The 17,118-nt window shown below is 42.5% G+C and carries 14 protein-coding genes; 13 read left to right on the top strand and 1 reads right to left on the bottom strand.

Features of this window, described 5'->3' with window-relative positions; genetic code table 11:
• Positions 1 to 51 precede the first annotated feature (51 nt).
• From NXH67_RS11135 to NXH67_RS11095, 9 genes are all read left to right on the top strand, one after another.
• Positions 52 to 969, top strand: a complete 918-nt coding sequence (locus NXH67_RS11135; protein ID WP_272797421.1) for a YihY/virulence factor BrkB family protein — start codon at positions 52 to 54, stop codon at positions 967 to 969.
• A 19-nt stretch (positions 970 to 988) separates the two neighbouring features.
• Positions 989 to 2,131 carry an AI-2E family transporter gene (locus NXH67_RS11130; RefSeq protein ID WP_022777066.1) on the top strand — a complete coding sequence of 381 codons (1,143 nt, stop codon included), beginning with the start codon at positions 989 to 991 and terminating at the stop codon, positions 2,129 to 2,131.
• 59 nt (positions 2,132 to 2,190) lie between these two features.
• Positions 2,191 to 2,400, top strand: a complete 210-nt coding sequence (locus NXH67_RS11125; RefSeq protein ID WP_022777067.1) for a hypothetical protein — start codon at positions 2,191 to 2,193, stop codon at positions 2,398 to 2,400.
• Between the two features lie 63 nt (positions 2,401 to 2,463).
• On the top strand, positions 2,464 to 3,570 hold the full coding sequence (locus NXH67_RS11120; protein ID WP_272797420.1) for an endonuclease/exonuclease/phosphatase family protein: 1,107 nt from the start codon (positions 2,464 to 2,466) through the stop codon (positions 3,568 to 3,570).
• A 69-nt stretch (positions 3,571 to 3,639) separates the two neighbouring features.
• Positions 3,640 to 4,899 (top strand): 6-phosphofructokinase, encoded by a 1,260-nt coding sequence (locus tag NXH67_RS11115; protein WP_022777069.1) that lies wholly within the window; start codon positions 3,640 to 3,642, stop codon positions 4,897 to 4,899.
• A 183-nt stretch (positions 4,900 to 5,082) separates the two neighbouring features.
• Positions 5,083 to 6,471, top strand: coding sequence for a GGDEF domain-containing protein (locus NXH67_RS11110; protein ID WP_272797419.1), 1,389 nt, complete (start codon positions 5,083 to 5,085; stop codon positions 6,469 to 6,471).
• A 125-nt stretch (positions 6,472 to 6,596) separates the two neighbouring features.
• Positions 6,597 to 6,875 carry an HU family DNA-binding protein gene (locus NXH67_RS11105; RefSeq protein ID WP_022777071.1) on the top strand — a complete coding sequence of 93 codons (279 nt, stop codon included), beginning with the start codon at positions 6,597 to 6,599 and terminating at the stop codon, positions 6,873 to 6,875.
• Between the two features lie 139 nt (positions 6,876 to 7,014).
• Positions 7,015 to 8,676, top strand: coding sequence for a GGDEF domain-containing phosphodiesterase (locus NXH67_RS11100; RefSeq protein ID WP_022777072.1), 1,662 nt, complete (start codon positions 7,015 to 7,017; stop codon positions 8,674 to 8,676).
• Positions 8,677 to 8,825: 149 nt separating this feature from the next.
• Entirely contained in the window at positions 8,826 to 9,074 is a 249-nt protein-coding gene (locus NXH67_RS11095) for an HPr family phosphocarrier protein (RefSeq protein ID WP_022777073.1), read from the top strand.
• 94 nt (positions 9,075 to 9,168) lie between these two features.
• Here the strand turns inward: NXH67_RS11095 and NXH67_RS11090 are convergent, their stop codons facing one another.
• A complete protein-coding gene (locus tag NXH67_RS11090; RefSeq protein ID WP_022777074.1) occupies positions 9,169 to 10,056 on the bottom strand; it encodes a DegV family protein in 888 nt (295 codons plus the stop codon).
• Positions 10,057 to 10,795: 739 nt separating this feature from the next.
• Between NXH67_RS11090 and NXH67_RS11085 the strand changes: the two genes are divergently transcribed.
• The 4 genes from NXH67_RS11085 to pheT all read left to right on the top strand — a co-directional run bounded on the left by NXH67_RS11085 (position 10,796) and on the right by pheT (position 17,108).
• Entirely contained in the window at positions 10,796 to 12,538 is a 1,743-nt protein-coding gene (locus NXH67_RS11085; protein WP_272797418.1) for a GGDEF domain-containing protein, read from the top strand.
• Between the two features lie 66 nt (positions 12,539 to 12,604).
• A complete protein-coding gene (locus NXH67_RS11080; RefSeq protein WP_272797417.1) occupies positions 12,605 to 13,195 on the top strand; it encodes a manganese efflux pump MntP in 591 nt (196 codons plus the stop codon).
• Between the two features lie 414 nt (positions 13,196 to 13,609).
• Entirely contained in the window at positions 13,610 to 14,656 is a 1,047-nt protein-coding gene (gene pheS, locus NXH67_RS11075) for a phenylalanine--tRNA ligase subunit alpha (protein ID WP_272797416.1), read from the top strand.
• 31 nt (positions 14,657 to 14,687) lie between these two features.
• Complete coding sequence (pheT, locus tag NXH67_RS11070; protein ID WP_272797415.1) at positions 14,688 to 17,108, top strand: phenylalanine--tRNA ligase subunit beta; 2,421 nt, start codon at positions 14,688 to 14,690, stop codon at positions 17,106 to 17,108.
• Positions 17,109 to 17,118 lie beyond the last annotated feature (10 nt).

Below are 17,118 nucleotides of genomic sequence, written 5' to 3'. Positions count from 1 at the left end.
TAAAAGCAGTCATCTCTGGTGGCTGCTTTTTCCATGTAAGGGGTTAGTTTTATGAATGTTAAGGCAGTACTGATCGCAATGTCCAAGGACTTTGCTGTTAGAATGCAAAAAAAGAATATTGCTGCCTATGCCGGTAGTACGGCATTTTTTCTAATACTCTCATTGATACCTCTTCTTGTGACACTTTCGTCTGTACTTCCCTATACAACGGTTACCGAGACCGATCTGGTAGAGGCGGTTGTTGATATTGCACCGGATTTTGCGGATGATATAATGACCAAGCTTATAAGTGAAGCCTATGAGAAATCCGTGGCAATCTTTTCCATATCAGCCATTGTTACTCTGTGGGCGGGAGCATTGGGAATGCTTGCTCTTATAAGGGGACTCAATGTGATATATGATGTTGATGAGAGAAGAAATTATTTTTATCTCAGGTTCATTGCAACGCTGTATACCATAGCAATGATCATTACGGTTCTGCTGATGCTTATGCTGATGGTCTTTGGTAAACTCATAAAAAGCATTATACTAAAAGCATATCCTGCGCTATCCAAGCCAGTAGTTTTTATGGTGAATTTTAAATTTATTCTGGTCATCGCTATCGCTACGCTGGCCTTTGCGTTAATATATACTTATATACCAAGTGCTAAGATGAAATTTATATATCAGCTGCCGGGAGCAGTATTTTCAGCGATTGTATGGTATGTGTTTTCGTGGCTGTTCTCTGTATATGTCAACAACACGGACAGCTATTCGATATACGGAAGCCTGGCAACTCCGGCAATTATGATGTTCTGGCTTTATACATGCATTTATATTTTCCTCATAGGCGCCTTTATTAACCGCTTTTTCCATCCGGGAGTGAAGGCGCTCTATGATGATCATCACAGAAACAGAGTGAGAAAAAACGTTAAGAAAAAGAGCATGAAACGGGCAAAAAAGTGCAGACGTTACAACGATTTTGGATGATAAGGAGGATGGTAGCTTAATGAAACTAAACGACAAATGGCTTAAGAAAAGATGGGTCGCCAATACCTTTGCACTGTGCGCTGCAGTGGCTTTTTATATGATAATCACGCACTTTTCCGATATTTTTGGAGGAGTCGGATCGTTTTTTAGTTTTCTGAAGCCCATAATAACTGCGGTTGTTATTGCTTATATTTTCAATCCTGTATCCAATCTGTTTCGGGATTATGTGTTTAAGAAATTAAAGAACAGAAAGACAGCCTGGAAGTTGTCCGTTGCCTTCACCATTATCGTCATCATATTGGCGGTGACTTTGCTGTTCGTGGCTCTTATACCGCAGCTGGCAGATTCCGTTATGACACTTGCGAACAATATGGGCGGCTATGTGGAAACAATGCAGTCTATTCTTGAGGGATTCCAGAAGGGCAACCAGAGTTTCTTTGGAGTTGATCTGACCGGCCTTGCGACTTTCAGTGAAAAGCTCCTGACGACTGTTACAGACTATTTTTCACACAATATGTCAAACGTGGTTAATACATCTGCCAATATCGGTAAGAGTGTATTTGATTTGGTTATATCCTTCATTCTTGCCATTTATCTGCTACTTGATAAGGAGAGGATAATAAACGGTGTCTCAAGGCTTTTTGCACTTCTGATGAAGGATGATACCTACAAAAATTCGTGCCTTCTTCTGGACAGATGTAATGCCATTCTTATCAGATATATCAGCTTTGATATAGTTGATGGAATAATCGTGGGCATCATCAACCTGATATTCATGCTCATTGCAGGACTTCCGTATTCGGTGGTAATTTCCTTTATTGTTGGTATCACCAATCTGGCGCCTACCTTCGGTCCCATTGTGGGAGCTGTCATCGGAGCCTTTATTCTGGTTCTGGTCAAGCCCTGGTATGCACTGGCTTTTATCATCTTTACGATCGTACTTCAGACAATTGACGGCTATATCTTAAAGCCCAGGCTTTTCGGAGAGAGCCTTGGAGTATCGCCTCTTATGATCCTGATTTCCATCATTTTGGGCGGAAGACTGTTCGGAGTCATCGGAATCCTGCTGGCTATTCCTTTTGCAGCTATTTTTGATTTTGTCTGGAAGGATTATATATTAAAAAAACTTGAGTTACGCAAAGCAAAGAAGTACAATATATAGTATGATAAGCTTTATGATATAGAGTATCATGGTCAGCTAATTACGGAGGTAATTATTCTATGACAGATTTTGTGGTAACAGCAATTGATTTTGCCAAGGAGAAGATAGACAAGGTTATGGATATCTGGGAGGGCTTTGACGAAGACAAGAAGAAGCTCTTCGTAGGTTGCGCCGTTGCTGCAGTAAGCGTTATTGTGATCGCTGCCATTGCCTATGGCATTGGCAAGAATGCGGGAAGAAGAATCGCTTTCGAGGAAGAAGATTTTTAATAAGGATTACTATGGGCATCTGCAATACTGCGGATGCCTTTTTTAAACATTTTCGAGGGGCATATGGAGATAACAGTTAAAAAGATTCTGAAGATTGTATTACAGATACTTCTTTTACTGCTTATAGTTGCCGGCATGCTGGGCGCATATCTGACGGTGGATGAATACAAACCGGCAGATATTGAACAACTGACTCTTTCCGGTGATAAGGGAGATAAGGTTGTTCTCGGCAAAGAGTATACTATTGAGACCTGGAACGTGGGATACGGTGCCCTTGGTGACAATGCCGACTTCTTCATGGATGGCGGTAAGATGGTCAATACCGCGACCAAGGACAGGGTATATTATAACCTTAAGGGTATCCTTAATCAGATAACTACAGAGGCTCCGGACTTTCTGTTCCTTCAGGAACTGGACAGAAATTCCACCAGGGCTCATTATGTGGACGAGCTGCATTATCTGGCAGATAACAGTACCGGAGGCGTTCTCTCGGGACAGAATGCTTATGCCACCAATTTCAGAGTGGCATTTCTTCCATATCCCATTCCGCCTATAGGCAAGGTTGAATGCGGACTTGGGCTTTTTTCTACCTGTCATATTGATGATGCCAAGAGATACAAGCTTCCTACCACCTTCAAATGGCCGGTCAGCGCCATCAATCTCAAAAGGTGCCTGATGATTGCCAGATGTCCAATTGACGGAAATGATAAGGAACTGGTATTTATAAATTTTCACCTTGAAGCTTATGATGACGGCTCGGGCAAGATTGCCCAGACCAAGATGCTCAAGGAGCTCTTGATACAGGAAGTTGAGGCCGGTAATTATGTTATTGCAGGCGGAGACTTTAACCAGGTATTTACAACCGTGGATACTTCCGATTACCCGCAGCTGGAGGGACTGTGGGTTCCGGGTGTCATAGATGCAACGGAATTCGAGGAGTATGCATCTTTTTATACAGGAGATAACGCGCCTAGTTGCAGATCGCTTGACAGAGCACTTACAACTGCACAGAGCAGAGATCCCAAAGATTTTCAGTATTATGTGATTGATGGATTTCTGGTTTCTCCCAATATCAGCGTGAATGAAATAACGACAAGGGATATAGGATTCGAGTTCGCGGATCACAACCCTGTTGTGATGAAATTCGAGCTTACAGGCGGGGACAATTGATTAGTGACATGGCACGTTTTTTCGACTATAATCAAAAGGTATGAAACTTTCGAAAGGGGACAGGAGTCAATGGTACAGAAAAAGAAACGTAATGTAATTGTTGGACAGTCGGGAGGCCCTACAGCGGCAATCAACTCCTCACTCGCAGGTGTTTACAGAACCGCTATCGACCGTGGATATCAGAAGGTTTACGGAATGATCCATGGTGTACAGGGACTTATGGAAGGCAGATATGTTGACCTTGCTGATCACATTCAGTCAGGACTTGACATTGAGCTTTTGAAGAGAACTCCATCTGCATATTTGGGATCATGCAGATTCAAGCTTCCTGAGATTTTTGAAAGCAAGGAAATCTATGAGAAAATCTTCCAGATTCTGGATAAGCTCGAGATTGACTGCTTCATCTACATTGGTGGAAATGATTCAATGGACACCATCAAGAAACTTTCCGATTACGCTATAATTTCCGGATCAGCCATCAGATTTGTAGGCTGCCCTAAGACAATCGATAACGATCTGGCACTTACCGATCATACACCGGGTTACGGCTCAGCAGCCAAGTATATCGGTACTTCTGTAAAAGAGATCATCAGAGACAGCTGGTCACTTGAGACAAGCAACGGCCAGGTTATCATTGTGGAAGTAATGGGAAGAAATGCCGGATGGCTTACAGGCGCTACAGCACTTGCCAAGGGCGAAGACTGTGACGGACCTGACGCAATTTATCTTCCGGAGCTTCCTTTTGACATGGATGCTTTCGTCAAGAAGATCAAGGGACTTCTCAAGAACAAGGCTTCTATCGTTGTTGCTGTTTCAGAGGGTATCAGAACCAAGGACGGCAAATATGTCAGCGAGCTTGGAAACAGCATCGATTATGTGGATGCTTTCGGACATAAGCAGCTCACAGGTACAGCAAGATATCTCTGCGAAGTTGTTGCCAAGGAATGTGGTTGCAAGACTCGTCCCATCGAGCTTTCAACTCTTCAGAGAGCAGCAAGCCACTGTGCATCACGTGTGGATATTCTTGAGGCCTATGAGGTTGGTGGTGCTGCAATGAAGGCTGCAGACGAAGGCGACAGCGGCAAGATGGTTGTCATCGAGAGACTTTCCGATGATCCTTATCAGGCAGGAACAGAGGTTAAGGACGTTCACAAGATCGCAAACGATGAGCGTACAGTTCCAAGAGAGTGGATCAACAAGGAAGGAACCTATGTTACACAGGAGTTCATCACCTATGTACGTCCTCTTATCCAGGGCGATGTAGGACCTATCATGGTTGATGGTATTCCGAGACACCTTTACAGACCGGGATTCCAGGATATTCTTTGATTGAAGTGTTAAACTAAATATAACGACGAAGGCTGTCATTTCCTAAAGGGGGATGGCAGCCTTTTTAATAGTAATTATCGATAATGCGTTATACTTTTTTTATTTGACAGGCAATTTCCTCGATTTTATTATATTATTAGATACTGTCGGCAACTGACTTTTCAGGGGTCATGAGGTAGAAAAATGATCAATTATAGTACAGGGCAGGTTGTAACCGACGCAGATCTTAATCTGATAAAGACTAATGACGGATATTTGGATTTTGTAAGTGATGGACAGGCCAATGATTTTATGTCTAATGTCTTTTTGGATGATCAGCATCTTCTATATGAAACAGTTGAGCGTCTTGAGAAAAAGACCTCTGATATCCTATGCTTCAGAATGCTTAAAAAAAGCGGTGAATATTCATGGGTTACCGCCAGGTGCAGCAAGGATGAAGCTGACGGTTATATGAAGATAACTATGGATTTTCAGGATATTTCGGTGTTAACTCAGAGCGAAGACAGAAATGTCCTTGATGAGGCCACAGGACTTCTTACGAAGAAGGCCATCACCGATTATGCCAAGGCCAAATGTGCCAGTGTTACTGATAGAGTCATTTGCCTTGCAATTCTTGATGTGGATAATTTCAAGCAGGTCAATGATACCAGAGGACATGCCTTTGGAGATGAGGTGCTTCTGGCGGTAAGTGAAGTCATAAGAAATACACTTGGAAGCTATGGTAAGGCCGGCAGAATAGGCGGCGATGAGATCCTTCTGGTCATAGAACTTGATAACGGCAAAGAGGAACTGCGTCCTATACTCAGGAATATCAGGGAGAAGGTGGAGAAGCTCTTTTTTGATGAAGAGGGGTATCCGCTTATTACGGTATCCATTGGAGCGGCCGATTTCCCGACCTATGTAGATAATTATACAGATCTGTTTAATCTTGCTGACAGGATGCTCTACAGAGCCAAGAACAGGGGCAAAAACAGGTATGTTATGTATACTCCCGAGATTCATGGCATCGTTGTAAACGGTATCCTCAAGGAAGAGGACAATAAGGCTGTTAACAGTGCTTCTCCAAGGGATAAGACCAAGCTGGTTCTTGAAACTATAGATGGGTTCTTTGGTACCATGGGAGAGGCTATATCAGAGGAAATGGCCAAGATTGCCGCAACCTATGAGCTGGATGAAGTCTATTTGTTTTACAAGGATTTACGAAAGAGTGTATATGGTTATAAGAGGCTTGAGAACATCGATCTGCATGGCGTCAAGCTCAGCAAGATCATGGAAGCTGAATCGGATATAAGATATGTTCAGGAGTCTGGATTTGAGCAGAAATTCAACAGTAATGGTGTCTTTGTTGTGGATGTTCCGCAGACGCAGCTTCATATGTCCACCAAAGCCAGGGAGTTTTTTGAGGAGCACGGTATCAAGCATGCCTTTATTTATAAAATGCAGGATATGCCCTACGAAGGTTATATTGCCTTCTATAATACCCGGGATTTATCAAGAAAATACCCTCAGCCGGACATCACAGACTTTACATATCTGTCCAAAATGATAGAAATTGCTCTGAAAACCCGATGAAACAACGTTTTTTCTCCAAAAAAATCGAATTTTTTGCGTATTTTAGCCATTTTTGTGTTGTTTGTAGTCAAAAATAGTGGTAGAATGGGCAATGTAGTAAAATATTTCTTTTTGGAGGGAAAAAAATGAACAAGACAGAACTTATCGATGCAATTGCTAAGGAAGCTGGTCTCACAAAGAAGGATGCTGCTGCAGCACTCAACGCTTTCACAGAGACAGTAACTAAGGAGCTTAAGAAGAAGGGTAAGGTTCAGCTTGTTGGCTTTGGTACATTCGAGACAACAAAGAGAGCTGCTAGAACAGGTAAGAATCCTCAGACTGGCGCTGCTATCAAGATTCCTGCATCTGTAGCACCTAAGTTCAAGGCTGGTAAGGCTCTTAAGGATCTTGTAAACAAGAAATAATTTTTACGAATTCCGGAAGCTGCGCTTTATAGCGCAGCTTTTTCATTATCTGAAAAAAATAAATCCTATCATTGAAATAATAGACACTTTTATATAATATAGTGATATGTACTGAAAAACTTTTCTAAAGGGCGCAAATATGACTTTTGAAAGAAGCTTTGAGAACTTTGTGCAGATACTGTCGGAAGAAGAGGTTACTCCTGAAATTTCGCCAAGCGCATTGGCAGATCTTTCCAAGGAGTATTTTCTGCGCTCCATAATAGCAGTGGTTTCCGATGCCAAGTATTCTGACAGAGCAGGTGAACCTGAGACGGTTATTCCGCTTTTTGGTCCTACACCGGAGAATGAGGCACCGGCATATCTGTTTAAGCACCGTATAGCCGATAAGAAGGTGGTTGTTTACAATATCTATCTTATGCCGGACAAAAGCTGGAATGAAGAGGAATACAAGAGCTTTGCCATTATTCTTGATGTCCTGTCATTTCACATGGAAAAATATCTGCTCACAAGCATTGTCAGAAACAGTGCTCTTACTCAATATCTTACAGGTCTTCCCAATTCGGGAGGCTTTATTGCCTTTGCCACACGTCTTCTTGAATCAAGGGCGATAATGGGCTACGATTCCTTCTATTTTAATCTTAAGAGCTATGGACTTATCAGCAGACGCTACGGCCTGTCTGAAGGTGATGAGATTATGAAGCGTTATGCTGCCAAACTGCGGGAGTTCTGTGAACCTGATGAGATAGTTGCCCATTTTGGAGGGGATAATTTTACCGCCCTTATCAAGAAGGAGAGAACCAAGCAGTTCATCAAATACCTCTCGGGAGTAAAGGTTTTTGGCGTTAAGAATGGCAGGCAGGAAGAAATAAGGATCGAGGCAGTATCTGGAATATATGCCGTAGATGATTCCCTCAAGGAGGCAGGACAACTCATCTCCAGAGCTATGATGGCCTGCAACTATGCCAAGAATGTGGCCAATAAGCCCTATGTATTTGTGAATAAGGCCATGAGCACGAGAATATACAGACAGAAACAGATCGAGGACAGATATGAGGAAGCTCTTGCCAATGACGAGTTCAGAATCTATCTGCAGCCCAAGGTTAATACAAGGACCGGAGAACTTATTGGCGCTGAGTCTCTGGCCAGGTGGTTCTGTAACGGCGTAGTACTGTATCCCACCGAATTTGTGCCTATTCTGGAGCAGGAAGGCATGGTTGCGTCTCTTGATCTCTATGTCCTTAAGAAGACCTGTGAATTTGTCAAAAACTGGGAGAAGAATGGTATTACACCTGTGCCTATATCGATCAACTTCTCCAGAAGGGATCTTAATTACAAGAACCTTGCTGGAGAGATTGTAAAAATAATTGATGACGCCGGTATTTTAAGAAAATACATCCAGATTGAGGTTACAGAGACTGCCAGTGAGGATGAGAGACTTCTTATGACGAACTTTCTTAAGAAGCTTCGTGAGATGGAAATTGAAACCGCTATCGATGATTTTGGAACCGGTTATTCCTCCCTGTCCAATCTCCGTGATTTTCCTGTTACTGAGATTAAAATTGATCGTTCTTTCATCAATAATGATGAGCTCAACAAGAACGATGAGATAGTTCTCCGCAACATTATAATAATGGCCAAAGAGCTGGGAATCAACGTGATTGCGGAGGGTGTAGAGAGACCGGATCAGACCAGACTTTTGGATGAAGTTGGCTGTTATATGGTTCAGGGGTTCCTATATGATAATCCTATGCCGGAACCGGAATTTCAGAAACGATTAATCAAGAGGAAATATACAGAATAGAGTGTTTATCTGCGTTTTTCAAGAAACCGCTTACATTTTATTTTATACTTTTTTAATTTTTATATTGTTCACATTTCCCTTTCAAAGTGGTAGACTAAACACTGTTCGCAGATGCAAGCCTGCAAACTTATGAGAAGGGGAAAAGATATATGAGAAAAGAAGTAAAGGTTTCGCTGGGCGGGAAAACCCAGATCAGGCAGTTCATCAATATGAACTCCAAGTCTTCCTGCGAGATTGATGTTCAGGATGGCCACAGTTTTATTGATGGAAAGTCTATCGTTGGTCTGTTGTCACTTAATCTTTTCAGACCACTTCAGGTAACTGTCATCGGAGACGACAAGACAATAACGGATCTGATCGATAATTACAGCACACATCAGCTTCTTCTTGCCAAATAAGGCATGAAGTTACCAAAAAAAGACTCATGTTTCCGGCGATAATGCAGAAACAGGAGTCTTTTTTATTTACTATTTTTTACAGTTAAACTGTTAATCAGTCGACACGCTTTTTGCCCCAGAAGAACAGTGCTACTGTGCCCGGACCTGTGTGGCTTCCGATGGTGGTACCGATACTGTAGATGCGGACCTTGCCCTTCATTTTGGGGAATTGCTCCTCGATCAAATCCGCAACCTTGCGGGCATCTTCATAGCAGTCGGAGTTGGAAATGAAGCATTCTCCGTCGTAATCTGTGCCGTTTGCTGCATTCTCAACCATCTTCTGAACCTGAGCCTTCATGACGGCGCTCTTACCTCTGATTTTGGATCTTACGATCAGCTTACCCTGATAGTCAACGTTCATAAGAGGGCAGATATTAAGTACACTGCCGATTGTTCCTGCAACCTTGGAGACACGTCCGCCTCTTATAAGGTATTTAAGATCTGAAACGAAGAACCAGTGCTGGCATTCCAGTCTGTGTTCGATGGTCCATTCGTAGAGGGAGTCGATGCTCATTCCCTCGTCACGAAGATCGGCAAGCTTGTCCATCAATAATCCATAGCCTGCGGAAGCGGCCAGGGAATCCACAACATAGAGCTTCCTATCGGGATACTTCTCCTTAAGCTGGTCTCTTGCGATAATTGCAGAATTAAGGGTGCCGGAAATTCCGGAGGAAAGGGTGAGATGAAGAATATCCTTACCTTCCTGGAGCATAGACTCAAAATATTCGATGTATTCACCGACACTTACCTGAGAAGTTTTGGTCATACTGCCTTCGGCCATCTTCTTATAGAAATCCTTAAATGGAAATGATTCACCCAGATCATCGGGGTAATCAGCTCCATCTATCTGAAAATGAAAACAAACATATTTGATGTCTCTTCGCTGAAAATGAGCATTGTCAAGATCGGCGGTAGAACAGCAGCTTAATACGTAGTTACTCATATTTTTCCCCTTTTCTATCGTATTTAATCATTACAATGATACATTAAAAATGACCGAGTATCAATCAAATCATTTAACAGTGCAAATTGCACAAGCGAAAAATGGGGAGTTGTTTGAATAGACTGAAAACTTGCACAATTTTAAAAACAAGGTTGACAACTTTTTGTGCACATGGTATATTATATATACAATCACATAGCAAATAAAACCTACGCAGTCGAGATGGCTTAAGCTTCATCGAAGACGAGCATTGGTTTTCGGAGCGACTGGTATCCACAGCGACGGCGGCGATGCTTCACCTTAGCCAAGGGATTCCAACAAGTCGCGAAGGGTGTGATTTAAAATATATAGTTGTCCAAGACATTGCAACTAGGAAAGATGAGGATAAGACCCTTGGAAATTTCAATTTAAGGGCGGGTATTCATTAGAATAATGGATGCCCGCCTTTTACTGTCCCCTGATATTTTTTGCTTTTAGATCCGGATGCAGGCCTTTTTGATCAGATGCCAAGATTAAATATAATATATAACATATATAATAAATTGTGAAACTTAGCTTCTATAAAGAGTGTCTGACTATAAAATAAAAAAACTATAAACTCTGAAAAAACATAATTGTTATATTGTAGGCAATTTTATTTTTTTATAATATGATATAGGTGCCAAAAGATACTTTTGACACCTACATCATAATATAAAATAAGTAATAATGGGCTGTTAACAAGAAATTTGAGGCTGATATGCAGGAGATTAATTCTCACGAAATCGTGATCGATGCAAAAAATCATACAATGATATCCGGTGACTCCAAGGCGGACAGGATCCTGAAAGAAGTGGGATCTGTCCCTTTTGAGCAGTGCGTGACCGAAGGGTATAGGGATCTTTTTCTTCAAAATTTGAAGGATAAAAAAGGTGTATGGTTCCCTACTGAGCTTCGTTACGATGATGAATTCGCATATTTTTATATCAAGGCTGAACAGGGCGAGACGAAAGATACTGTTTTGCTTAAGATAGTAAGTCTTGACGGACTTCTTGACAGCCAGCAGGATATGTCCCGTACCATCAGATCCTATAGGGCACAGTTGGACATATATGAGGACGTTTTCTTTGAGTATGATCCCAAAACCGGTATGGTTGAGGTGTTTAATGCGCAGGAAGCCTATTTTGAGGCCGGTAGTTATTCCATTGATGCTTTTGAAGAGCTGCTTCTTAAACAAGCTTCAGACAAGCAGATTAGTGCTGTTAAGAGCTTTGTCTCCCAGATAAGATCCAAGACCGGAAGATTCGGAGTTAAGGTAACAGGAAATCTCCTTAATGATGACACATCCCTTAACGTAACCATGCTTGAGGGCGGCTTTGTGTTCTTTGACAAGGAAAGGGAAGGCGTAGTCGGGCATATTCATTTAAGGAGCTCTAAGGGTAAGCTGGTGGCTGCAAGTATTAAACATGACTCCCTTACAGGACTTGTTGATAAGGCAGATATTACCAGGATAGCAATGGAGAGGATAGATGAAAGGTGTCTTTCGGGAACAACACTTGCTATCGTTGATATAGATTTTTTCAAAACTGTAAATGACACCTATGGCCATCAGTACGGCGATTCCGTGATCAAAAAGATTGCAGATATCATCTCCGCAGAAGTGGGGAGCGACGGAATTGTCGGGAGATTTGGCGGTGATGAGTTCCTGGTTGTTTTTTACAATATTACAGATGAGGAGACGCTAAGAGGGTATCTTCGAAATATGAAGAAAAAGATAGAAGCTGCCTTTCCTGATAAAGGGGTTGATGAAAACACTCCCCTTTCTATTTCGGTGGGAGCAGCCATATATCCCAAGGATGCAGATACCTATGAGGACGTCTTTATGGTGGCGGACTATTGCCTTTATATAGCCAAGGATAAGGGCAGGAATCGCTACATCATATATGATGAATGCAAGCATGGTCTTGTGGAAGCGATACGTCTTAAGAAAGACACTGTCAAGAAACGCAATGACAGAGATGTTTCTCTGGGGGATGTGATGGTTCGGATGTTTGATCAGATCCTTCACGGAGATGGCAGTAGTCCTGAAAGGATTCTGGATGAGTTTGCCCTTTCTTTTGATCTTCAAAGAATCACTCTTCTTGTGGGTGAGCCCTTCAGATTCAGGTATTCATCCGGAACGGAGGCTATTAAGAATCCTGAGGATGCACAGTTTTTGCTGGGCTTTCTTAACAGTGATTTCAAGAATAAGTATCTTGGAGATCAGACTTTTATTGTAGTTAACAGGATAGATTCCCTTCCGGTTCAGGCCGGTGCCATTAAGTCCTTTTTGAGAGAAGCCGGGATTTTGTCGTATGTCATTGTGAAGTTTTTTGACAAAAATAAAAGAGAGTGTATACTTATGATTTCAAGCATCGGTAAACAGACACAGTGGAATCAGATGCATTATAAGTATTACAGGGCGTTAGGAGATCTTCTGTCTCTTTATTCGCTGAATTTCTGAATTATATATAATAAACACTGACTGATGCTGTGATTTGATTGCGGCATCAGTTTTTTGGGAGAGTGTATGGCAGCTTTGGCAAAATTTTTTCTAAATAGCATAATGCTTGGCGTAGGACTGGCAATGGATGCTTTTTCCGTGTCATTGGCAAACGGATTCGCGGAAAGCAGGATGAATAAGAAAAGGATGGCATTTATTGCCGGAATATATGCGGGATTTCAGTTCCTTATGCCGGTGATCGGCTGGGGATTGGTGCATGAGGCTCTTAGCTTTTTTAAGGCTTTTGAACCATTTACTCCCTGGATTGCGCTTATTCTTTTGTGCTTTATCGGTGTAAAAATGCTGATTGAGGGTATTAAGGACAAAAAGTGCGGGGGTGAAGAGGACTGTGCCTGTTCAGACAGGATATCAACCAAGCTCTTGATGACTCAGGGCGTCGCAACTGCAATAGATGCTCTTTCAGTTGGCTTTACCATTGCTGAGTATACGATGATCATGGCGGTTACAGCATCACTTATCATTGGTGCCGTAACATTTGTTATATGCTTTGCGGGCCTTAAACTTGGAACCAGATTTGGAACTAAACTTGCCGGAAATGCCAAGATTTTAGGCGGAATCATTCTTATTGCCATAGGGCTTGAGATCTGTTTCTTCTAAGACTGTGGTGAAAATAAGTATATTTTTAAGTTGACGGTTGACTTTTTTTATAAAGAAAAATAGAATATTTAAAGCGAATATAGAAAATGCATTGATGGTGCGGGGGTAACCCCAAGATGTTATGTCATCCTTCTAGAGAATCGGAGTCATCGGCTGGAAGCTCCGCAGGTAATGGCATATACGGAAATTTCCCACCGGAGCAGTCCAAATGAAACGATCACCGAGTATTCGAAAGTAGTTTGGAACGTCAGTCTACGTTACAGATAGCAAAGAGCCTGTTATTTATGACAGGAACATGGGTGGTACCGCGGAACAATTCGTCCCATAGCATTATTAGAAATGCTATGGGACTTTTTTGCGCGTGAAGCAGAGCCATGCTTCACACGCAAATCCAATCAATAGGAGGAAGGAAATTTGGAGAACAACGCTTTACGTGAAAAAATCGAAGCAATCCGTGAAGAAATCAAGGCAAATGCCGAAAAGCTTGATAATTCCAAGCTTGTTTACGAGATGAGAAAGACTTTCTTGGATAACAAGGCCGGCAAGATCAGCGCTCTTATGAAGGAAATGAAGAATATTCCCGCAGAGGATCGTGCTGAGTACGGAAAAAATGTAAATGAATTAAAGCAGTGGGCCCTTGAGCATTTTGAAGAGCTTGATAAGAAAATGAAGGAAAAAGAGCTTCAGCTTAGATATCAGGCTGAGAAGCAGGATGTTACAATGCCCGCCAAGATGCGCTATGAAGGAAACCTTCATCCGGTAACACAGATGAGAGAGACTCTTATCGACATTTTTGCCGGAATGGGATTTGAGATTTATGAGGGCACTGAGATTGAGAATGATTATTACAATTTCACAGCTTTGAACACCCCCAAGGATCACCCTGCAAGGGATATGCAGGATACCTTCTATCTTAGCCCTGAGTTCCTGTTAAGAACACAGACCTCATCAGGACAGATCCATGTTATGGAGAACTCCAAGCCTCCTATCAAGATCTTATCCCCCGGTAAGGTTTTCCGTTCTGATGATGATGCTACGCATTCACCTATGTTCTCACAGATGGAAGGACTTGTGGTTGACAAGGGAGTAAACCTCTGTGATTTGAAAGGAGCACTGGAAACATTTGCGCAGAAGATCTTTGGAGAGGGAACAACCACAAGACTTCGTCCTTCATACTTCCCATTCACAGAGCCTTCTGTAGAGGTTGATTGCAGCTGTTTTGCCTGTGGCGGCAAGGGATGTAATCTTTGCAAGGGTACAGGCTGGATCGAGGTACTTGGAGCCGGCGTAGTTAATAAAAAAGTTTTAGAGAACTGCGGAATTGATTCTGAAGAGTATAGTGGATTTGCTTTTGGTATCGGTATTGAGCGTGCAACAATGCTTAAATACGGTATCAACAATATCAAGCTTTTGTACGAGTCAGATCTTGATGTTTTGAAGCAGATTGATCACTACGAATAATTCAGGTTTTCTAAAATAGGAGGAAGATAAAATGTTAGTACCCTTAAGTTGGCTTAAAGATTTTGTTGATATAGATATTGAACCCAAGGAACTTGAGAAAAAACTCTTTGACTGCGGTTTCGAAGTAGAAGAGTGCTGGGAAGTGGGTAAGGATATTTCCAAGGTTGTAGTTGGTGAGGTTCTTACCTGCGAAGCTATTCCCGATACACATCTTCATGTATGTACAGTAAATGCCGGTGAGCACGGTACATTCCAGGTATGCTGCGGTGCTGATAATGTTCAGGCCGGTGGCAAGTATCCTCTGGCTCTTGTAGGAGCTACAGTTATCGAGACTGCCAAGGACCATGTGACCGTTGTAGGTGTTGCAACCATCAAGAAGGGCAAGCTTCGCGGTTACGATTCAGAGGGTATGCTCTGCTCAGGAGTTGAGCTTGGCGTAACTGAGGACATGTACCCCGGTGCAGGCTATAACGGACTTCTTGTATTCCCTGAGGATACAGAGGTTGGCGCAGATGTTAAGCCTCTTCTTGGCCTTGATGAGTGGATCTTTGATGTTTCCATCACTGCCAACAGGCCTGACTGTCAGAGCATTTACGGTCTTGCAAGAGAGGTTGCGGCTGCTCTTGACAAGCCATTAAAAGAAATTGATCTTAGCTATACAGAAACTGATGTGGAGAACGAAGGCTTCAGCGTAACAGTTGAAGACCCTGATCTCTGCCCAAGATATATCGGACACTATGTATATGATGTAAAGCTTGGCGAGAGCCCTCTCTGGATGAAGAGAAGACTTGCTATGGTTGGCAATAATGCCATCAACAATATCGTTGATATCACTAACTATATTATGAGAGAGCTTGGTCAGCCCATGCACGCTTTTGACGGCAAGTTCCTTGAGGATAACAGGATCGTTGTAAGACGTGCCAAGGCAGGAGAGAAGATCACAACTCTTGATGAGAACGAGTTTGAGCTTACTACAGATAACCTTGTTATCTGCGATGGCAAGAAGCCCGTTGCTCTTGCCGGTATCATGGGAGGTCTTAATTCAGAGATCCGTGATACAACAACTACAGTTACTTTTGAGGCTGCCAAGTTCATGCGTGACAACATCCGTAAGAGTTCAAGAGCACTGGGCCAGTCTTCTGACTCTTCAGCTGCTTTTTCAAAGGGTGTTTATGAGTACACAACAGTTATCGCCATGAAAAGAGCTCTTCACCTTATCGAGCAGCTTGGAGCAGGTAAGGTTTCCAAGACTCATGTTGACGTTAATACAGGAAACAGCCTTGAGAAGAAGGAAATGAAGGCTTCCATCAAGAAGGTAAACGGAGTTCTTGGTATCGAGGTCCCTGAGAATGAGATCAGGAGAATCCTTACAAACCTTAATTTCGAGCCTGTAATAAACGGCGATGAGCTTACTATCAAGATTCCTGCATATCGTGAGGATATGGAGAACTATCCTGATATTGCAGAAGAGCTTATCCGTATGTATGGCTATGATCATGTACAGCCTACATTCCTTAAGAGCTCAAGTGTAACAATGGGAGGAAGAAATCAGAAGCAGAAGACAGAGCTTAGGATCAAGAGAGCTCTTTGCTCACAGGGCGCATTTGAGTGCATGCACTATTCATTCTTCTCACCCAGTGACTTGGATCTCCTTAGATTCCCTGAGGACGCTGCAGAAAGGACTGCCATCAGGATTCTTAATCCTATCAACGAGGATCTTTCTCTTATGAGAACAACTCTTGCAGCTCAGATGATCCATGCTATTGCAAGGAACCAGAAGAAGGGAACCCTGGAGGGAAGACTTTTTGAAGTAGGTAACAGATTTGTTCCTAAGGCACTTCCTCTTACAGAGTATCCTGAGGAGAAGGCAACTCTTTGCATCGGTATTTTCGGTGATGGCGAGGATATCTTTACATTAAAGGGACTGGCAGAAAATGTTGCTGCTGCACTTCATATCAGCTTTAAGTATGAGGCTGCCACAAAGACATTTTTACACCCCTACAGAGCAGCTAAGATCCTTTGCGAGGGCGAAGAGGTTGGATATCTTGGCCAGATCACCTATGAGATCCAGGATGATACAGATATGAGAATTCCTGCATACATCTGTGAGATTGACCTTTCTCTTCTTGAGAAGTGGTATGGCAAGACACCTACATTCCAGCCACTTTCAAAGTTCGCCACTGTTAAGCGTGACCTTGCGCTTGTTATGGACAAGACAGTTACCTGCGGAGAGGTTGAGGATGCAATCTATGGTTCCTGCAAGTATGTAACAGATGTTAAGCTCTTTGACGTGTACGAAGGACTTCCTATTCCTCCTACCAAGAAGAGTATGGCATATACAATTACCTTCACTCCCAAGGATGAAGAACTTACAGATGATGCTATAAACGGATACGTTGACAAGATGCTCAGAAAGCTTTCATTTACAATGGGTATCGAGATCCGTAGCTGATTTGATTAGA

This window comes from Butyrivibrio sp. DSM 10294 (assembly GCF_028539135.1).
Lineage (GTDB): Bacteria > Bacillota > Clostridia > Lachnospirales > Lachnospiraceae > Butyrivibrio.
Note: the sequence above shows the minus strand (reverse complement) of the source record. Positions and strands in the feature narration are given on the sequence as shown.